The following is a 14,971-nucleotide window of genomic DNA, read 5'->3' on the forward strand; positions in this document are numbered from 1 at the left end:
CGAAGCGATGACGTATTGTTGCGTCATCGCTTTTATAATGCTCATTCATAAACCCCAGATGGTTTCGAATCAAATTTTAGTTACATAAGGAATTTTTGATAACAATCTCATTTGGGTATATGATGTAGACAAGATATCATACTTCAATTGAAAAGGAGCGTGCCTTTATGTCTAATTCATTAGGAATGCTGACACCGGGTAAAAAAGTTTCTTTAAAAGATTGGGACCCCAAAGATACGCAGGATATCAAAAATAAAGAAGAAATTCAGCAGGAAACAGATCAATTGAAGGAACGTTTCGCGGAATTGCAAAGTAAATTATTTACGGAGAAGAAACAAGCCGTATTGTTTGTGTTTCAGGGTATGGATTGCAGCGGAAAAGATGGCGTGATCAGGCATGTATTCTCGAATCTGAATCCAGCAGGGGTGACGGTCCATAGCTTTAAATCACCTACGGCTGAGGAATTAAGCCATGATTTCCTGTGGCGTGCTCACAGTGTAACCCCCGGGCGTGGATATATTGCAGCATTCAACCGTTCTTATTATGAGGACGTACTGATTACACGTGTTCACGGACAGGTATCCGATAAACTGGCCAAACGGAACATTAAGCATATCAAACATTTTGAACAGCTGCTGCTGGATAGCGGTGTGAAGGTGGTTAAAATCTTTTTACATATTTCCAAGCAATTTCAGTTGGAAAAGCTGATCGACCGGATCGAGAAGCCCCACAAAAACTGGAAGCTTGATCCAAGTGATTTGCAGGAACGCAAATTTTGGAAGCAATATACCCAATACTATGAGGACGTGCTGGAGCTGAGCGCAACCAAGCAAGCTCCCTGGTATGTTGTTCCTTCGGATAACCGTTGGTACAGAGATTATACCGTTTTGCGAATTGCGGTCCAGACGCTGGAGGAAATGAAGCTGTCCGATCCTGATCCAAGACCGGAACTGCAATCCCTTTTGCCTGAGCTATATAAAGAACGGGATAAAAAATAGCTTCATAAGCACTGCGCTAAATCCACATTTGGTGAAACACGCCTCATAAAAAAGCCATCGAAACCGACCCCGGCTGAAAATACCACGGTCTGGATTCGGAGGCTTTTTTCTTTTGTAGTCTGCATGCGGGGTATTATAATTATTTAACTAAGTCTATAACCAATAGCCGCAGCTGCAACTCCTACGACCACCGAAGCCAGTACATACGCAACCATCCGCCGGTATTCTCCACGCTCCATCAGTTGAAGAGATTCATAGCCGAATGTTGAAAAGGTCGTATAGCCGCCACAAAAGCCTGTTCCTAGTAGCATCCAGAGTGCAGGAGACAGATGGTGCTGCATAAATTCGCCATACAACCACCCCAACAGCAAGGAACCGCTGATATTAATGATCCACGTTCCCCACGGAAACGCGGCTCCAAACCGCTTTCCAGCCCACATGCCAAGCCCGTACCGCGCCAATGTACCTGCAACCCCGCCTGCCGCCGCCCACCAGATCATAGACGTTCCTCCTTAGGGGGAGCTTCCGTCATATTTGTGCCCAGACGAATACCAGTCCACGTCAAAAACAGGCCTCCGCCTACGCTAAGCAGCAGGTACAACACAGCCGTCAGCATACGATCGTGAACGGTGAGGCGTACAGCATCTACTGCAAAGGTGGAAAAGGTAGTGAATCCACCTGTAAAGCCTGTCCCAATAGCAAGTCGCAAGCGGGGTTTGATCCGCCATGAGCGCAAAGTTACCGTAAAGAACCAACCAAGGAACAGACAGCCGAGCCAATTGATTAGCAGCACGCCAAGTGGAAAATCCGCCCCGGCCGCAGGCAGCAGTGACTGCACGCCATATCGGGCAGAAGTTCCGAGCGCTCCACCGGCGGCAACGAATAGCATGTCTTTCATCTTTTTTATCCCCTTCTTCGCTCTTGCATGATCACAATGTAATCGTATCTAACACACACCGCTCATCTGTCTGCAACAAATTTTCTATGACTGTGATTCCCGCCACCGTTGGTTTTGCCTGATTTTCGACTCATTCCCCTGCTCAGTAGCCTGGTAAAAGGTCAGATCTGCTATCGAATCGGGCAAATATTGTTGTTTGACATAATGATTCGGAAAGTTATGTGGGTATTGATAACCAACATGTCCGAGCTTTTCCGAGCCTTTGTAGTGTGCGTCGCGCAAATGCAGCGGCACCTCGGCTGATTTGATATCGTCCATCGCCGACATGGCCCGTGAAATCGCCGTATATACGGCATTCGATTTTGGGCTTTCCACAGCAAACATAATGGCCTGTGCAATGTTCAGCCTGGCCTCAGGCCAGCCGTTATTGCGGTAGGCTTCAAGCGCACTTACTGCTTGCACCATCGCCTGCGGGTTCGCAAGGCCAATATCCTCGCTGCTCGCCGCGATGAGACGGCGAATAAAGGTCATCGGGTCCATGCCAAGCTTCTCTACGGCGTACAGGAACCAGAACAGCGCCGCGTCGCTGGAGCCGCGAATGCTTTTGTGAAAGGCAGACAGCACGTCATACTGCGTGGACTCGTCTGCCTTGACAATCGGGCGGCGGATGGATTCCTCCGCGACTTCCAGCGTCACGTGAACCGTGCCGTCTGCCAGCGGAGGCGTCGTGAGCGCCGCCAGTTCCAGCGCGTTCAAGGCGCGGCGGATATCGCCGTTCGCCATGGACGCGATGTGATCCAGTGCAGCTTCGTCCACCTGAAGCTGCATATAGCCAAGCCCCTTGTCCGCATCGCCCAAGGCGCGGCGCATGGCAGCCAGCGAATGCTCCTGCGTCAGCGCTTCAAGCTGAAACAACGTAGAACGGCTCATCAAGGCGCCGTTCACGTAGTGAAAGGGATTTTCGGTCGTGGCGCCAATAAACACGATCGTCCCCTTTTCCACCGCAGGCAGCAGTGCATCCTGACGTGAGCTGTTAAAACGGTGTACCTCGTCGAGAAACAAAATGGTTTTTTTCCCATACATCGATTTATTCGTTTGCGCACGGTCAATGACTTCCCTTACGTCCTTCACAGATGCTTCTACTGCATTCAGACGGACGAAATCGCCTTGCGTATGCTGCGAGATAATATGCGCCAACGTTGTTTTGCCGCACCCCGGCGGTCCGTACAGCAAAATAGAAGACACCTGATCCGCCTCTATAGCTCTGCGCAGCAGCTTGCCCGGGCCAACGACGTGCTCCTGTCCAATATATTCATCCAGCGAGGTTGGACGCAGGCGATCCGCAAGCAACCGATTGCTTGGCGTCGACTCCTCGGAATATGAAAATAAGTCCATTTTATTCACTTCCTTATAGTTAAAAACCTGAAAATTCAAATCATCAATTGTACTGAAACGCTATGAACCGCCTCTTATTCTACCATAACCGCTAACAAGTTGCAGATAGCATGGTCATGGCACAGCTGTATACCTGAAAGCTGCCGCGTACAATAAGAAAGAACAGCCTTGGACGAAAGATGTACTCCGTGGCTGTTCTCAGACTGGTATACTTCGGATCGTATCCACCACAACGGTGAACAGTAGTTTGAATACTAATGCAAACGATTTTCTACTGTGTTTTCCCCTTACTCCGGCTGCTTCTGCACATAGCTGGGAAGCGCACCGTCATACATGAGCCATAGCTCATGGAGCGCACGGGTACATCCCACATACAACAGCTTGGCATCCCATGCCAGCTCTCCATAATGCTCATGGTCGGCATCCGCTACAATGACTGCGTCGAATTCCAAGCCTTTGGAAAGATACACAGGCAGAACGGACAAGCCGCCTTCATATTGCTTTTTACCGCCATCAATCAGATGTACATCCAGTCCTCCACTGATGAAAACCTCATACAGCTCTACAGCCTCTTTCAAGGTACGTGTCAGCACAGATACGGTGCGATACTCCTTGGAGGAAAGCTCTTTGAGAGCGGTAAGCAAATGCTGTTCACGCCCCGATGTGTCATAAGACACGGTACGCACCGGATCGCCACTGCGAAATACCGGAACTGCGGTAATGCCGCCGCGAACTCCCTGCTCCAAAATCGTATTTGCAAATTCTATAATTTCCAGGGTTGATCTATAGCTCCGCGTAAGTGCAAAATACCCCGTATGTTCCGGTGCAAAAAGAGAGCTCATTTCCTCCCATGCATGTACGCCGCGGTATTCGTGAATCCCTTGTGACAAATCGCCGAGTATGGTAAAGGAGTGCCCTTTTACGAACAAATCCAGCAATGCGATATGAAAAGGCGAAAAATCCTGCGCTTCATCAATGACCACATGGTCAAAACGCTGAGACGATTCCACCTCATGAATCAGTACATGAAGATAGACCAAGGCAGTCAAATCCTCTTCGCGGATCACCTGATTTCGTAAATCCGACTGTGTGGTCTTGAAAATAGCAGCCGGCAAAGAGGTCTTCATCTCCGCAGCCGTATCTGCAGGTAATCCTTTGGCTGCCTGAAAAAGCTGCTTGTAAAGCGTCAGTGCGTCGTATTGGGGCCATTTTTTAGCATATGCCTTTTCCCGGGTCCCTGCTTTTTTCTTACGTTCCTTGAGCGCAGCCGCCGAAGGCGATTTTTTCAGCTCCATTTCAATCCAGCGATGGACTCTTGCAAGCACACGCTCCTTCCGCTTCGCGAGCGGATAGGGCTTGTATTCCTCATTGAACCAATTCAAAATCTCAGTCCGTGACAGCACCGCCCCATCCCATGGAGAAAAGTCGCCGTCGGGAACTGAGATAGGCTCCAGCCGTTCCACAAAAGCCTGCAGCAGCTTCATAAAATGAACCGAGCCCTTGAATCGTCCCGGCGCCTCATCCATAGATTCTCTTCTCAGGCTGCCACTCTCAAACCAATAAGATAACGTTTCGACAGGGTCCGCCATTGGTAAATCCAGCCCCAGCAACTGGAGCGCCCAGTCCGCAAATGTACTTTGCTGAATATTTCCGACGCCCAGCTCTGGAAGTACATCTGAAATATAATCGAGAAACATATGGTTCGGCGCGAAAATGACCATCTTGTCCGCCGATACTTGATCCTTGTATTGATAAAGCAAAAATGCGAGACGATGCAGCGCTACCGTCGTTTTGCCACTTCCCGCTACCCCCTGAATAACGAGGGCTGTATTTTTAGCCGCACGGATGATCTGATCCTGCTCGGCCTGAATGGTAGAGACGATATCCCGTAGACGGTTATCCTTGTTCTCCCCCAAACGATACACGAGAAATTCATCGGAAACGGCGGGCCTGTCGCTTTCGCGATTGTACGTATCGGCTACCCGTTCCAGGATTCTTTTACGGATGACAACGTTGCGCTTCAGATACACTAGACCCTCAATGGTTCCCTCGGGAGCTTCGTAAGACGCGGTTTCTTCACCACCTGTAAACGAGTAAAACAAGCTGGCAATCGGCGCACGCCAATCAATCACGAGCGGATACGCTGACGTTTCTTCACGCTCCACTCCGACCTTACCGATATACAGCGGCTTACGCTGCCCTCTGCCACGCTCGTCAAAGTCCATACGTCCAAAGTAAGGCTCCTGCGCGCTTTTGGCCAAATCCTGACGCTTTTCCTCCCGCGCGGATTCCAGTACTTGCTCCGTAAAATCATGTCCGGTGTATACCGGTATATTACGAAGCCGCTCCAATCTCCGATCAATTTCCTCCATAGCAAGCGACAGCCTGTGCTGTTCTTCTTGATAGGCACTTTGAAACTCATTCTCCATTTCAGTTACCTCCTAAGAATATCAAGTCTCGATTTCTGCATCTCTTCACTTGCTCCGACACAAAAAAGGAAAGTAATCATAACATATATATCCAAAAAAATCCAACCTTATTTCCTGGTACGTCCATTTCCATAAAAAAATCCCCTTACAGCAGCAGGTTTTACGAATGAACCTGCCTGTTGTAAAGGGGATATATCACTTTGGGAACAGCCTTTTTTCATTAAATTGCGACGGCTATAAACCGCATTGCCGTTATATTGCAGGTGGTGTTAGACATAAATTTTCCAACATGATTGTGACTGCCAGTAAATCAGCGGAGCCACCAGGACTAACATTTTTTTGCACAAAATCATCGTTCATTTGATGAATCATGGCGACACCTCTCTCTGACAAGATACCGCCCGCCTCCAGCACCTGCTTGGCATATTGCTGGACATAGGCTAGCATCTCCCTGTCGTGTCTGCCAACGACATTCGTATCTTCGTTAACAACCATCAGTTGCAACAGGGTTTGAACACAGATATCATTCACATGGTATCGTTGCGATGACTTCAACTCACGATAGACGGGCAGAGCATACTCTCGCACGGTGGGAAAGCCTGCTTCCACCTCACCACGTATACCCGTCATGCCCCACTCTCTATACAACCGTTCGCCGACCGTTAAGCCTGTTGGTTTTTTCAGAGACGCAAGCTCACTCGCACATAAACCTTTGGTCATCTGAGCAATGGTCTCACAAATGATTTGTTCATCCAGCCTGCCAGCAACTGCTCGTGTCGTACAACAATACGCAGCAGCAGCACAAATAATTCCTAGCGAAAAAATAAGACCTTTATGTGTGTTCACCCCGCCTGTTGCGGCAAACATAGCCTGTTCGGCTTCCTGTCCCAAGGGACGTAGATTCGCAAATAGTATACGAAGATCCTCTCCATGAAAGGAAGCTCCTGCCTTTGTACATCTTTCAAAATAGCTGGAAAGTGCGACCGCACTAGACATAAACGTAAAGAAGTCCATATCCTTGTGAGCGCCACGATTAAACCGATCTACCAGTCCCGGCTTTGGGCTGGCGGAGACCTCTGTTAGCAGCGCAAGGACAGCTTGTTGACCAAGGCTATCACTTAATAGGCTTGTTGCAATCATACATACTAACAACCTTCTTCTCTGGATTTTGTAATGATGATGAACGATCATGCTCGTTTGACTACTTGATGCTTTCGCGTATATAGCTGTCCACCAGTGCTTTGACAGCTTCCAGCAATTCGGGAAGTGCATGTGCTCTGCTCCGTCCACAACTATGCGCAGCCTGCTCGCACATAAGACATTTTCGCTTGTCCAAACCAAGTTCATCTCTGGAGATTGCCCTTCCATGAAGTCCAATCACATCCAGATCCAGTAATCTTCCTAGTGGATGCCCATCTTCAATCGCAATGGCCCACTTTTTTAATATTCGCGCGTCTGCCTGAACGGCAACATATGCTTCCGGGCCTGTCAGCAGATCATGCACTTCACTGTGCAGCGGTGTCATTTGGTTCACCGCCAGTTGGCTCATCAAGATACGATAGCCTTCTTGAAAAACGTATTTACTAGTTGGAGAGGACTTCTGTGGTCCCGGGATATTGATCGTCACGCTGATCAGAGGCACCGCGTACCTGCTGATCAGTTGTCTTTGTCTATCTGCCCGGTTTTCGCGTGCCTGCAGCATTTCTTCAAGGGTAACCTCATACGAATCCATGTTATGATATCTCCCTGATACGCCTGATAATTTTTTCAGCTTCCACTGACAATAAAAATTGATAGGTCGTGTCCGGTACAAGCTGCTTCACTTTATCCATTTGACCCAGACGGATATATTTGCGGACCGCAGAGGCGCTGATTGTGTCCCCTTCCCATAGCAGTCGCGGTATTTCCTCTACGTCGATTCCAACGGAAGGCAGTAATTTTTTCATGATCGTGTTGTACCTGCGGGTCAAGTCACAGCTTGGCTCCTGACCGATATACCGTTTTTGAATATTTAGCAACGGAGCGATATACTGGCTAAATATTTTTAAATCCAGTGATATATGCGTACTTGCTGCCTCTTCATCATTTTTGAGGAAGTAAGAAGGAAACGTTGCGCTCGAGATGATATAGTCTTTGCCTTTGTGCAAGACCACATTGGCCAAATGTCTCACGCCTTCTTCCACTAGTCTGTATCTGACATCTGATGGAAAAATGGATCGATCCTCCCAGACTACAAAAAGATGCACCTTTTCCCAAACCGCCGCTGCATGCTCGATTAAGTGCAGATGTCCAAGTGTGAATGGATTACAGTTCATGACAATCGCAGCCGAAGGTACAAGATCGCCCGATTCCTGCAAAAGTTCCTGCTGATACTGCCGCACACCATCCCATCGGTTTTCCAACAAGACAGCCTTGGAGGATTCCTCCACGATTGGATAAAAGCCGAGATCCTTGAAAATTTGTTTATTTGCTGGTTTTGTATAAATAAACAGGTGAGCCCTTCCCCGCCTGTATTCTTCATTTACTAAATGGCTAACGATTTGTGCCGATAGCCCCTGGTCTTTATAAGCTTCATCCACAGCAATGCACTTCAGTACACTGCCTGAAAAGGAACCTGTAGCGGCAATGTCGCTGCCATCTACAATTTCCATCGTATATTCAATTTGATGGTCCATTCCAAGACCTTGGCGCTTAAGAAAATCGCGAAGCTTTCTTTGAGCGTCATCAGAGGTTGGATTTAAAATCTCTTCACGCAAATGTTCCATCCACATAGCCATCATAATCACCGTTTTTCTGCATGGAAGTCATAATAAACAGAATGACGCATCCCACACTCTGCAAGCGAAAGGATAGGATGCGCATCCTGTTTATTTGTTCTGAAAAGACAATGTCTTTATTTTCTTACAACACCGCTTTGTTCTGCGACGATTTTTACTGCTTTGCTAACTGCTGCACTTACTCTTTTGTCAATCGCATCTGGAACGATATAGGTATCATCAAGCTCCTCGTCTGTTACCAGATCTGCGATGCTTCTGGCTGCCGCTAATTTCATTTCCATCGTGATGTCCGTAGCTTTGGCATCAAACGCGCCTCTGAAAATACCAGGGAATGCCAGCAGGTTATTGATTTGGTTGTGAAAATCCGATCTGCCGGTCGCTACAATTCTTGCTCCGCCTTGGTGTGCTTCCTCCGGCAAAATTTCCGGAATCGGATTGGCAAGGGCAAAAATGATGCTTTCATTGCTCATGGTCTGCACCATTTCTTTTGTCAGCACATCTGCAACCGATAAGCCGATAAAGATGTCCTTGCCTTGGATGACTTCTACAAGGCTGCCTGTTTCTTTATCACGATTCGTCAGCTTGGCGATTTGCTGCTGAGGTTCATTGAGAGAGGTATCGCCTTCGACCAAGGCACCATTCATATCACAGAGAACCATATGCTTCGCTCCTGCAGCAAGCAATAGCTTGGCGGTGGCAATACCCGAAGCTCCTGCCCCATTGATGAGGATGCGCACATCCTCCATTTTTTTGCCCACAAGTTTCAAGGCATTACATAACCCTGCAAGCACAGCAACTGCCGTTCCATGCTGATCATCATGATAAACCGGAATGTTCAGTTTTTCTTTTAATTTGTCTTCAATATAGAAGCATTCTGGCGCCTTGATATCTTCAAGATGAATGCCTCCAAAACCTGGGGCAATCACTTCAACCGTGCGCACAAACTCGTCTGGATCAATGCTGTCGATACAGATAGGGTACGCATTCACCCCACCAAATTCTTTGAGCAACAGGGCCTTGCCCTCAATGACAGGCAGCCCTGCCTCAGGGCCAATATCCCCCAGACCCAGCACGGCTGTCCCATTCGTCAGAATCGCCACGGTGCTCCCTTTAATCGTGTATTCATAGGCTTTGCTCTTATCTTTGGCGATTTCCTTGCATGGCTCGGCTACGCCAGGTGTATAAGCTATCGCCAAATCCTCTTTACTTACGACCGGTACTGTCCCTGCAATCTCCAGCTTACCGTTTCTTACGCGGTGTGCCTGTAAAGCGGCTTCTTTTATACTCATAAGTTTGTTTGTACTGAGCAGATGCTCAATACTTCCTCCTTTGGGTTTATAATTTTAGCGTCCTTGTTTCACTTGACGAATGACATCAATTACGGAACCATCACGATATTTAATAACACCCACAATTTTATCTTCCCATGAAATCGGCTCTGGTTTGCCGACAATCCGCGTAGCCTTCTCTTGCAGCTCTTCGATCGTGAAGACAGGGAGCCTGGCGGCTTTGAAGCTAGCCAGGAGATCTTGGCGAAGAGGGTTCACAGCGATGCCCTGATCGGTAACCAGTACGTCAACCGTATGACCTGGTGTGATAATGGTATTTACACGATCAAGAATGGCAGGCATTCTTCCGCGAATCAGCGGAGCGACGATGATGGATACTGCAGCGCCTGCGGCAGTATCGCAGTGTCCACCGGAAGCTCCACGGATGACCCCATCGGACCCGGTAATTACGTTCACATTAAAATTCAGATCAATCTCCAGCGCACTCAGCACAACAACATCCAGCTGGTGAGCAGCGCAGCCTATATTTTCAGGGCTTGCGTAATATTCCGCACTAATTTGTTGATGGAATTTGTTCTTTCTCAGCGATTCTACGGCCCGCAGGTCAAAGCTCTGCACATCCAATAGCTTTTCAATCAATCCTTCTTCATGCAGGTCAACGATTTGTTGGGTAATACCACCCAGCGCAAAACTTGCTTTGATATTGGCGGCAAGCATTTTTTCCCGCAGAAATCTGGTCGTTGCAAGCGCAGCCCCCCCGGAGCCGGTTTGTAATGAGAATCCATCCACGAAATATCCGGATGCTTCAATCACATCTGCCGCGTTTTTGGCAATTAACAGTTCCTTCGGATTCTTCGTGTAACGGGTAGCCCCTGAGACAATCCCCTTCTGATCACCGATGCGATCCACGACGACCACATAATCCACCTGGGTTTCAGGAATGGCGAATGGAGTGTTCGGATAGGAGACCAAATTGTCCGTGATCATCACAACATTGCGCGCATACTGTGCATCTACCATGGCATAACCCAGGGAGCCGCATGCCGATGGAGCTTCATTTGCGCTGGAAGTTCCGTTTGCATTGCCATATGCATCGCAGGAAGGAGCGCCCAAAAAGGCTACGTCAATCGGGCATTCCCCTGATGCAATCGCTCTTGCGCGACCACCGTGAGAGTTAATTGTCACCGGAATATCAAACCATCCGTAGGAATATGCCTGAGCCAGCTCGCCTCTAAGGCCACTGGTCTCGATTCTGCGGATGACACCGTTTCGCACATGCTCTACCAACGGCGCATGAATATCCGTCAAGGAGCTGGCTGCCAGGACAAGATCACGAATACCCATTTTGGCGATTTTATCCATAACCATATTCAAAATAAAGTCCCCGTTGCGGAAATGGTGGTGGAACGAGATCGTCATCCCATTACGCAGGCCTGTAGCTTCAATGGCTTTCTCTATCGAATCCATAATTTTGTTTTTGGCAGGATTTTGCTGGCGGTCTTTTAACCGCTCTGTATTTTTAAATTGCCCGTAAGTCGATTTGCGATCAAAGGGAGATATCGCGTCGAGTCCCTCAATAGCCAGAGGAATTTCTCTCCCAGCACCGTTTAGCATAACATTCACCTTACTCTACGTTTATTTTTGCCGCTTCCGCCAGGTCAAGTATTCTACGTGCACGTTCTACAATCGGACGGTCAATCATTTTACCGTCGAGACTGATCACACCTGAGCCTTTTGCTTCCGCTTCGAGACTGGCCTCTATGATCCGCTTTGATTTTTGGATCTCTGCTTCTGTTGGCGTATAAATGCGGTTTACAATCTCGATCTGACGCGGGTTAATAATGGATTTACCATCAAAGCCTAGCTGTTTGATCAGCTCCACCTCGCTCGCAAAGCCTTCTTCATTATTTACATCCGAGTAGACCGTATCGACAGCCGCAATGCCAGCAGCTCTTGCCGCAAATAATATAAGGCTTCGTGCTGTCAACAGCTCAATGCCTTCTGGCGAGCGCGTTGTCTTCAGGTCTGTGACAAAATCCTCCGCCCCGATGGCGATGCCGATCAGCCGCTTGCTGGCAACCGCAATTTGCGCCGCATTCAATGCGCCCTTTCCACTCTCAACCGCTGCAAAAAGCTTGATTGTCCCATGCTCCATGCCGATCTTTTGTTCAATTTCGGTAATCAATTCATCCGCCTCAATCACGTCATCGGCGGTCTCCGTTTTCGGCAATCGAATGGCCGTTGGCTTCGCTCGTACAATCGCTTCAAAATCGTCTCTGCCATACGGCGTATTGAGCGGGTTTACCCTGACCAGCACCTCGGTTCCCCCGAAATCAAAGGTTTTCAAAGCCTGGTAAACCAGCAAACGTGCCGCATCTTTTTCGTATAATGAAACGGAATCCTCAAGATCGATCATAATCGAATCTGCCCCATAAATATGGGCGTCCCGGATCATCCCCGGGTTATTCCCTGGAACATACAACATGGTCCTTCTCAGTTTCTGCATCTATTCCGCCTCCCATGGTCGGCAGTCGCCCTCGACCACTCTGCTTACGGCTGTCATTACTCTAGCCTTAATGGCGCAATCCAGTGCGCCTTTATCATTTGCGCGGACATATGCATGTTCAATGCCCATTCCTTGTAATGTTTCGAGAATCACTTTGCGAATCTGGTTCCCGAACTGGTTCTCTACGGTACTTTTCAACTCGATTTCAATGCCTTTCGTCCCGTTCGGCTCGACGGAAATCGTAATATCGCTTGATTCCAGTGTACCGGCCATGCCTGCTTGCTGAATAATCAATGTCTACACCTCTTTTGCCAATTGGATGGTAAATACTCACCATCTTCAGGATTGCAGAACCTTATAAATCATTTGTGCCATATCTGAACCTGCTACAGGCTTACACATGTATTCATCAATGATCAATCTCTCCTTGTATGCCACCACGTGATCCTCGACATAACCAGTAATCAGGATGATCTTCATACTTGGGTTGATTACCTTGATACGTTCAGCCAATTCTGTACCCGTCAGATAAGGCATTGCCTGATCCGTAATGACCAGATCGTAATGGTTTGGAGACTTTTCAAACCGCTGCAATGCTTCCACACTGTCTGATTCTGTCTCAACATGGAAACCATACGCTTCCAGTCCTCTTCTCATCGCTTTCAATACGCGCTGTTTATCATCGATCAAAAGAATGCGCTTTTGTTCCGTAAACACAGGGTTCATATTGATCTCTGTCTCTTTTGCTACAAACTCCGTTTTCGGCAGATACACCGTAAACGTACTCCCCTTGCCCAGCTCCGAATCCACGGTAATAAATCCTTGATGTTTTTCGAGAATGCTTTGGACGATATACAATCCAAGCCCCGTACCCTCTCCTGCCGGTTTGGTTGTGAAAAAAGGATCAAAAATTTTCTGCAAGGTGTCGTCACTCATCCCTCTACCCGTATCCGAGACAGATAAAGTAACGTAATCGCTGACTTCCAAGACGTTCTCGCGGATCTTTTTTACCTCTTGCAAGGGAATGGTATCCAATATGATTTTTAGTTCGCCACCGGCTGTTTTCATTGCTTGATAGGCATTGTTGCACAGGTTCATAATGACTTGATGAATCTGTACTTTATTTGCAAAAATAACGGCTGAATCTACCCGTTTGTTGAACACAGCACTCACTTTGGGCGAGAGGAAGGATTTGATGAGTCCCAGTGCCTCTTCGACCTGCTCTTCAACTTTGACCGGAGCGTTTTTCTTGACCTTCCCACTCTCCAGCCGGCTCAATAACAGGATTTCCTCGATGATCACTCTTGCTTTCTCGGAAGCATCATAAATCTCACTGACGTAATCATAAATTTCTTCAGTAGGTTCTATACTGCTAAGCATGATTTCTGCATAGCCTCTGATGGGAGTTAGAAAATTATTGAAATCATGGGCGATTTCCCCTGATAGCGTGCCGATCAACTGCAGCTTCTGCGAGTGCTGCAATTGTAGATCCTTTTTTCTCAATAGCTCGTTTTTGTTATTCAGTTCCCGCAAATACCTCGTCTCGTATTCCAGAGCCTCTTTATTTTTCTTCGTCCTCATGATGATATAAACGGCACAAGCCAACGTCAGGACAATCATTGAAAAAATCTCAATCGTTTTAATCCGATTTTGTGCAATCGGTTCTCTCACATCATCGTAGTTCATGGCGGCGGCAACCACCCAAAACGAGTCACCGAGATGAACACGGGAAAATGCCTCGATCTTTTTCGTCTTGGTATAGGATTCGTCACCCCACCAGTACGAATGGTAGAAAGCTGAGCCTTGTTCCTGGGTAAGCTGCATTTTGAACAGTTTCTCCAGGTCGCGGTAATCAAGCCCCGGGTATTTGGCCTTCATCGCTGATAGCGATAAGCCGATATTTTCTTCGCTCGGGTGCATGAGATAGTAACCTTGCTGATCCTTGACATGGATATAACCCTTGGTCCCCACACGAATCGGCTTCAACAGCTCCTCATACACAGCGTTTAGATTTACCACACTGATAAGCGCACCTTGAAATTTCCCATCGAGATAAACGGGCTGAAACAGATGCACAATATAATGGCCTTGCTTCTCCAGCTTGGCACTTGCGATGAACGGTTTTTTTTCTCGCAGCACCCTTTGTATATCATCCTTGATTAATTCATAGGCTTTCATTGCATCCGTACGATTGCGCTTGGGAAAAGTGTGTACCACTCTCCCTTCCAGGTTCACCTGGCTAATCCGATAGATACTATCTTTTTTGGCGGTATAATAAGCAGATAGGCTTTCGTTAATCACAGCTTCATTCTTATTGGCTATAGCGAGCGATATCTGCCGGTTGCCTGCCAATATTTGCAGCGTGTGCATTTGTTCGTCGAAAAAAGATTCAATAGACGTGCTGTTTAACTTGGCAATCGTTAGCAATTGCTGCTGCTGCTGTTCAATTACGGTACGTTCTCCGTCCATATACGAGCCGTAGGCCATCCACAGCAGAACTAGAAAAGAAATCGGAAGCGCTAGCATCGTGATGAATGAAAAATGGCTTCGATAATGAAATGGTATCTCTCGTTGAAATCTCATCCTGTTTTGTCATCTCCATCGTGCTAGTAGCCCATCATTCCCTGGCCCTAGTGCTAGGGCTAGTTCGCTTCCGATTATATCAGTCATTCACATTCG

General features: G+C 47.8%; 13 protein-coding genes. 1 reads left to right on the forward strand and 12 read right to left on the reverse strand.

The window, feature by feature from the left end:
• Positions 1–167: 167 nt before the first annotated feature.
• Positions 168–998 carry a PPK2 family polyphosphate kinase gene (locus tag WG8_RS17930; protein WP_007431637.1) on the forward strand — a complete coding sequence of 277 codons (831 nt, stop codon included), beginning with the start codon at positions 168–170 and terminating at the stop codon, positions 996–998.
• Positions 999–1,141: 143 nt separating this feature from the next.
• On the opposite strand, the gene crcB (WG8_RS17935) is transcribed toward WG8_RS17930, so the two are convergent.
• The 12 genes from crcB (WG8_RS17935) to WG8_RS17990 form a co-directional block, all read right to left on the reverse strand.
• Positions 1,142–1,498, reverse strand: coding sequence for a fluoride efflux transporter CrcB (crcB, locus tag WG8_RS17935; protein WP_007431638.1), 357 nt, complete (start codon positions 1,496–1,498; stop codon positions 1,142–1,144).
• Positions 1,495–1,896, reverse strand: coding sequence for a fluoride efflux transporter CrcB (crcB, locus tag WG8_RS17940; RefSeq protein WP_007431639.1), 402 nt, complete (start codon positions 1,894–1,896; stop codon positions 1,495–1,497). The genes crcB (WG8_RS17935) and crcB (WG8_RS17940) overlap by 4 nt, the downstream gene beginning before the upstream one ends.
• Positions 1,897–1,980: 84 nt before the next feature.
• Positions 1,981–3,291 (reverse strand): replication-associated recombination protein A, encoded by a 1,311-nt coding sequence (locus WG8_RS17945; protein WP_007431640.1) that lies wholly within the window; start codon positions 3,289–3,291, stop codon positions 1,981–1,983.
• A gap of 287 nt (positions 3,292–3,578) precedes the next feature.
• On the reverse strand, positions 3,579–5,720 hold the full coding sequence (locus WG8_RS17950) for a HelD family protein (RefSeq protein ID WP_007431641.1): 2,142 nt from the start codon (positions 5,718–5,720) through the stop codon (positions 3,579–3,581).
• 252 nt (positions 5,721–5,972) lie between these two features.
• Positions 5,973–6,860, reverse strand: a complete 888-nt coding sequence (gene citG, locus WG8_RS17955; protein WP_007431642.1) for a triphosphoribosyl-dephospho-CoA synthase CitG — start codon at positions 6,858–6,860, stop codon at positions 5,973–5,975.
• Positions 6,861–6,921: 61 nt separating this feature from the next.
• Positions 6,922–7,452 carry a citrate lyase holo-[acyl-carrier protein] synthase gene (gene citX, locus WG8_RS17960; RefSeq protein WP_007431643.1) on the reverse strand — a complete coding sequence of 177 codons (531 nt, stop codon included), beginning with the start codon at positions 7,450–7,452 and terminating at the stop codon, positions 6,922–6,924.
• Position 7,453: 1 nt separating this feature from the next.
• A complete protein-coding gene (citC, locus tag WG8_RS17965; RefSeq protein WP_007431644.1) occupies positions 7,454–8,500 on the reverse strand; it encodes a [citrate (pro-3S)-lyase] ligase in 1,047 nt (348 codons plus the stop codon).
• 113 nt (positions 8,501–8,613) lie between these two features.
• Positions 8,614–9,786 carry an NAD(P)-dependent malic enzyme gene (locus WG8_RS17970; protein WP_007431645.1) on the reverse strand — a complete coding sequence of 391 codons (1,173 nt, stop codon included), beginning with the start codon at positions 9,784–9,786 and terminating at the stop codon, positions 8,614–8,616.
• Between the two features lie 54 nt (positions 9,787–9,840).
• Positions 9,841–11,400, reverse strand: a complete 1,560-nt coding sequence (gene citF / locus WG8_RS17975; RefSeq protein ID WP_007431646.1) for a citrate lyase subunit alpha — start codon at positions 11,398–11,400, stop codon at positions 9,841–9,843.
• Positions 11,401–11,410: 10 nt separating this feature from the next.
• On the reverse strand, positions 11,411–12,292 hold the full coding sequence (gene citE / locus WG8_RS17980) for a citrate (pro-3S)-lyase subunit beta (protein WP_007431647.1): 882 nt from the start codon (positions 12,290–12,292) through the stop codon (positions 11,411–11,413).
• Complete coding sequence (citD, locus tag WG8_RS17985) at positions 12,293–12,586, reverse strand: citrate lyase acyl carrier protein (RefSeq protein WP_007431648.1); 294 nt, start codon at positions 12,584–12,586, stop codon at positions 12,293–12,295. It lies immediately after the preceding gene.
• Positions 12,587–12,631: 45 nt separating this feature from the next.
• Entirely contained in the window at positions 12,632–14,875 is a 2,244-nt protein-coding gene (locus WG8_RS17990; protein ID WP_007431649.1) for an ATP-binding protein, read from the reverse strand.
• Between the last annotated feature and the right edge of the window lie 96 nt (positions 14,876–14,971).

Source organism: Paenibacillus sp. Aloe-11, from assembly GCF_000245715.1.
GTDB lineage: Bacteria > Bacillota > Bacilli > Paenibacillales > Paenibacillaceae > Paenibacillus > Paenibacillus kribbensis.

Coding starts and splice junctions, on each gene's coding strand:
- citC (WP_007431644.1), bottom strand. CDS start 8,500: ATGATGGCTATGTGGATGGAACATTTGCGTGAAGAGATTTTAAATCCA.
- crcB (WP_007431639.1), bottom strand. CDS start 1,896: ATGAAAGACATGCTATTCGTTGCCGCCGGTGGAGCGCTCGGAACTTCT.
- WG8_RS17950 (WP_007431641.1), bottom strand. CDS start 5,720: ATGGAGAATGAGTTTCAAAGTGCCTATCAAGAAGAACAGCACAGGCTG.
- WG8_RS17945 (WP_007431640.1), bottom strand. CDS start 3,291: ATGGACTTATTTTCATATTCCGAGGAGTCGACGCCAAGCAATCGGTTG.
- WG8_RS17970 (WP_007431645.1), bottom strand. CDS start 9,786: ATGAGTATAAAAGAAGCCGCTTTACAGGCACACCGCGTAAGAAACGGT.
- citF (WP_007431646.1), bottom strand. CDS start 11,400: ATGCTAAACGGTGCTGGGAGAGAAATTCCTCTGGCTATTGAGGGACTC.
- citE (WP_007431647.1), bottom strand. CDS start 12,292: ATGCAGAAACTGAGAAGGACCATGTTGTATGTTCCAGGGAATAACCCG.
- WG8_RS17930 (WP_007431637.1), top strand. CDS start 168: ATGTCTAATTCATTAGGAATGCTGACACCGGGTAAAAAAGTTTCTTTA.
- citG (WP_007431642.1), bottom strand. CDS start 6,860: ATGATTGCAACAAGCCTATTAAGTGATAGCCTTGGTCAACAAGCTGTC.
- WG8_RS17990 (WP_007431649.1), bottom strand. CDS start 14,875: ATGAGATTTCAACGAGAGATACCATTTCATTATCGAAGCCATTTTTCA.
- crcB (WP_007431638.1), bottom strand. CDS start 1,498: ATGATCTGGTGGGCGGCGGCAGGCGGGGTTGCAGGTACATTGGCGCGG.
- citX (WP_007431643.1), bottom strand. CDS start 7,452: ATGGATTCGTATGAGGTTACCCTTGAAGAAATGCTGCAGGCACGCGAA.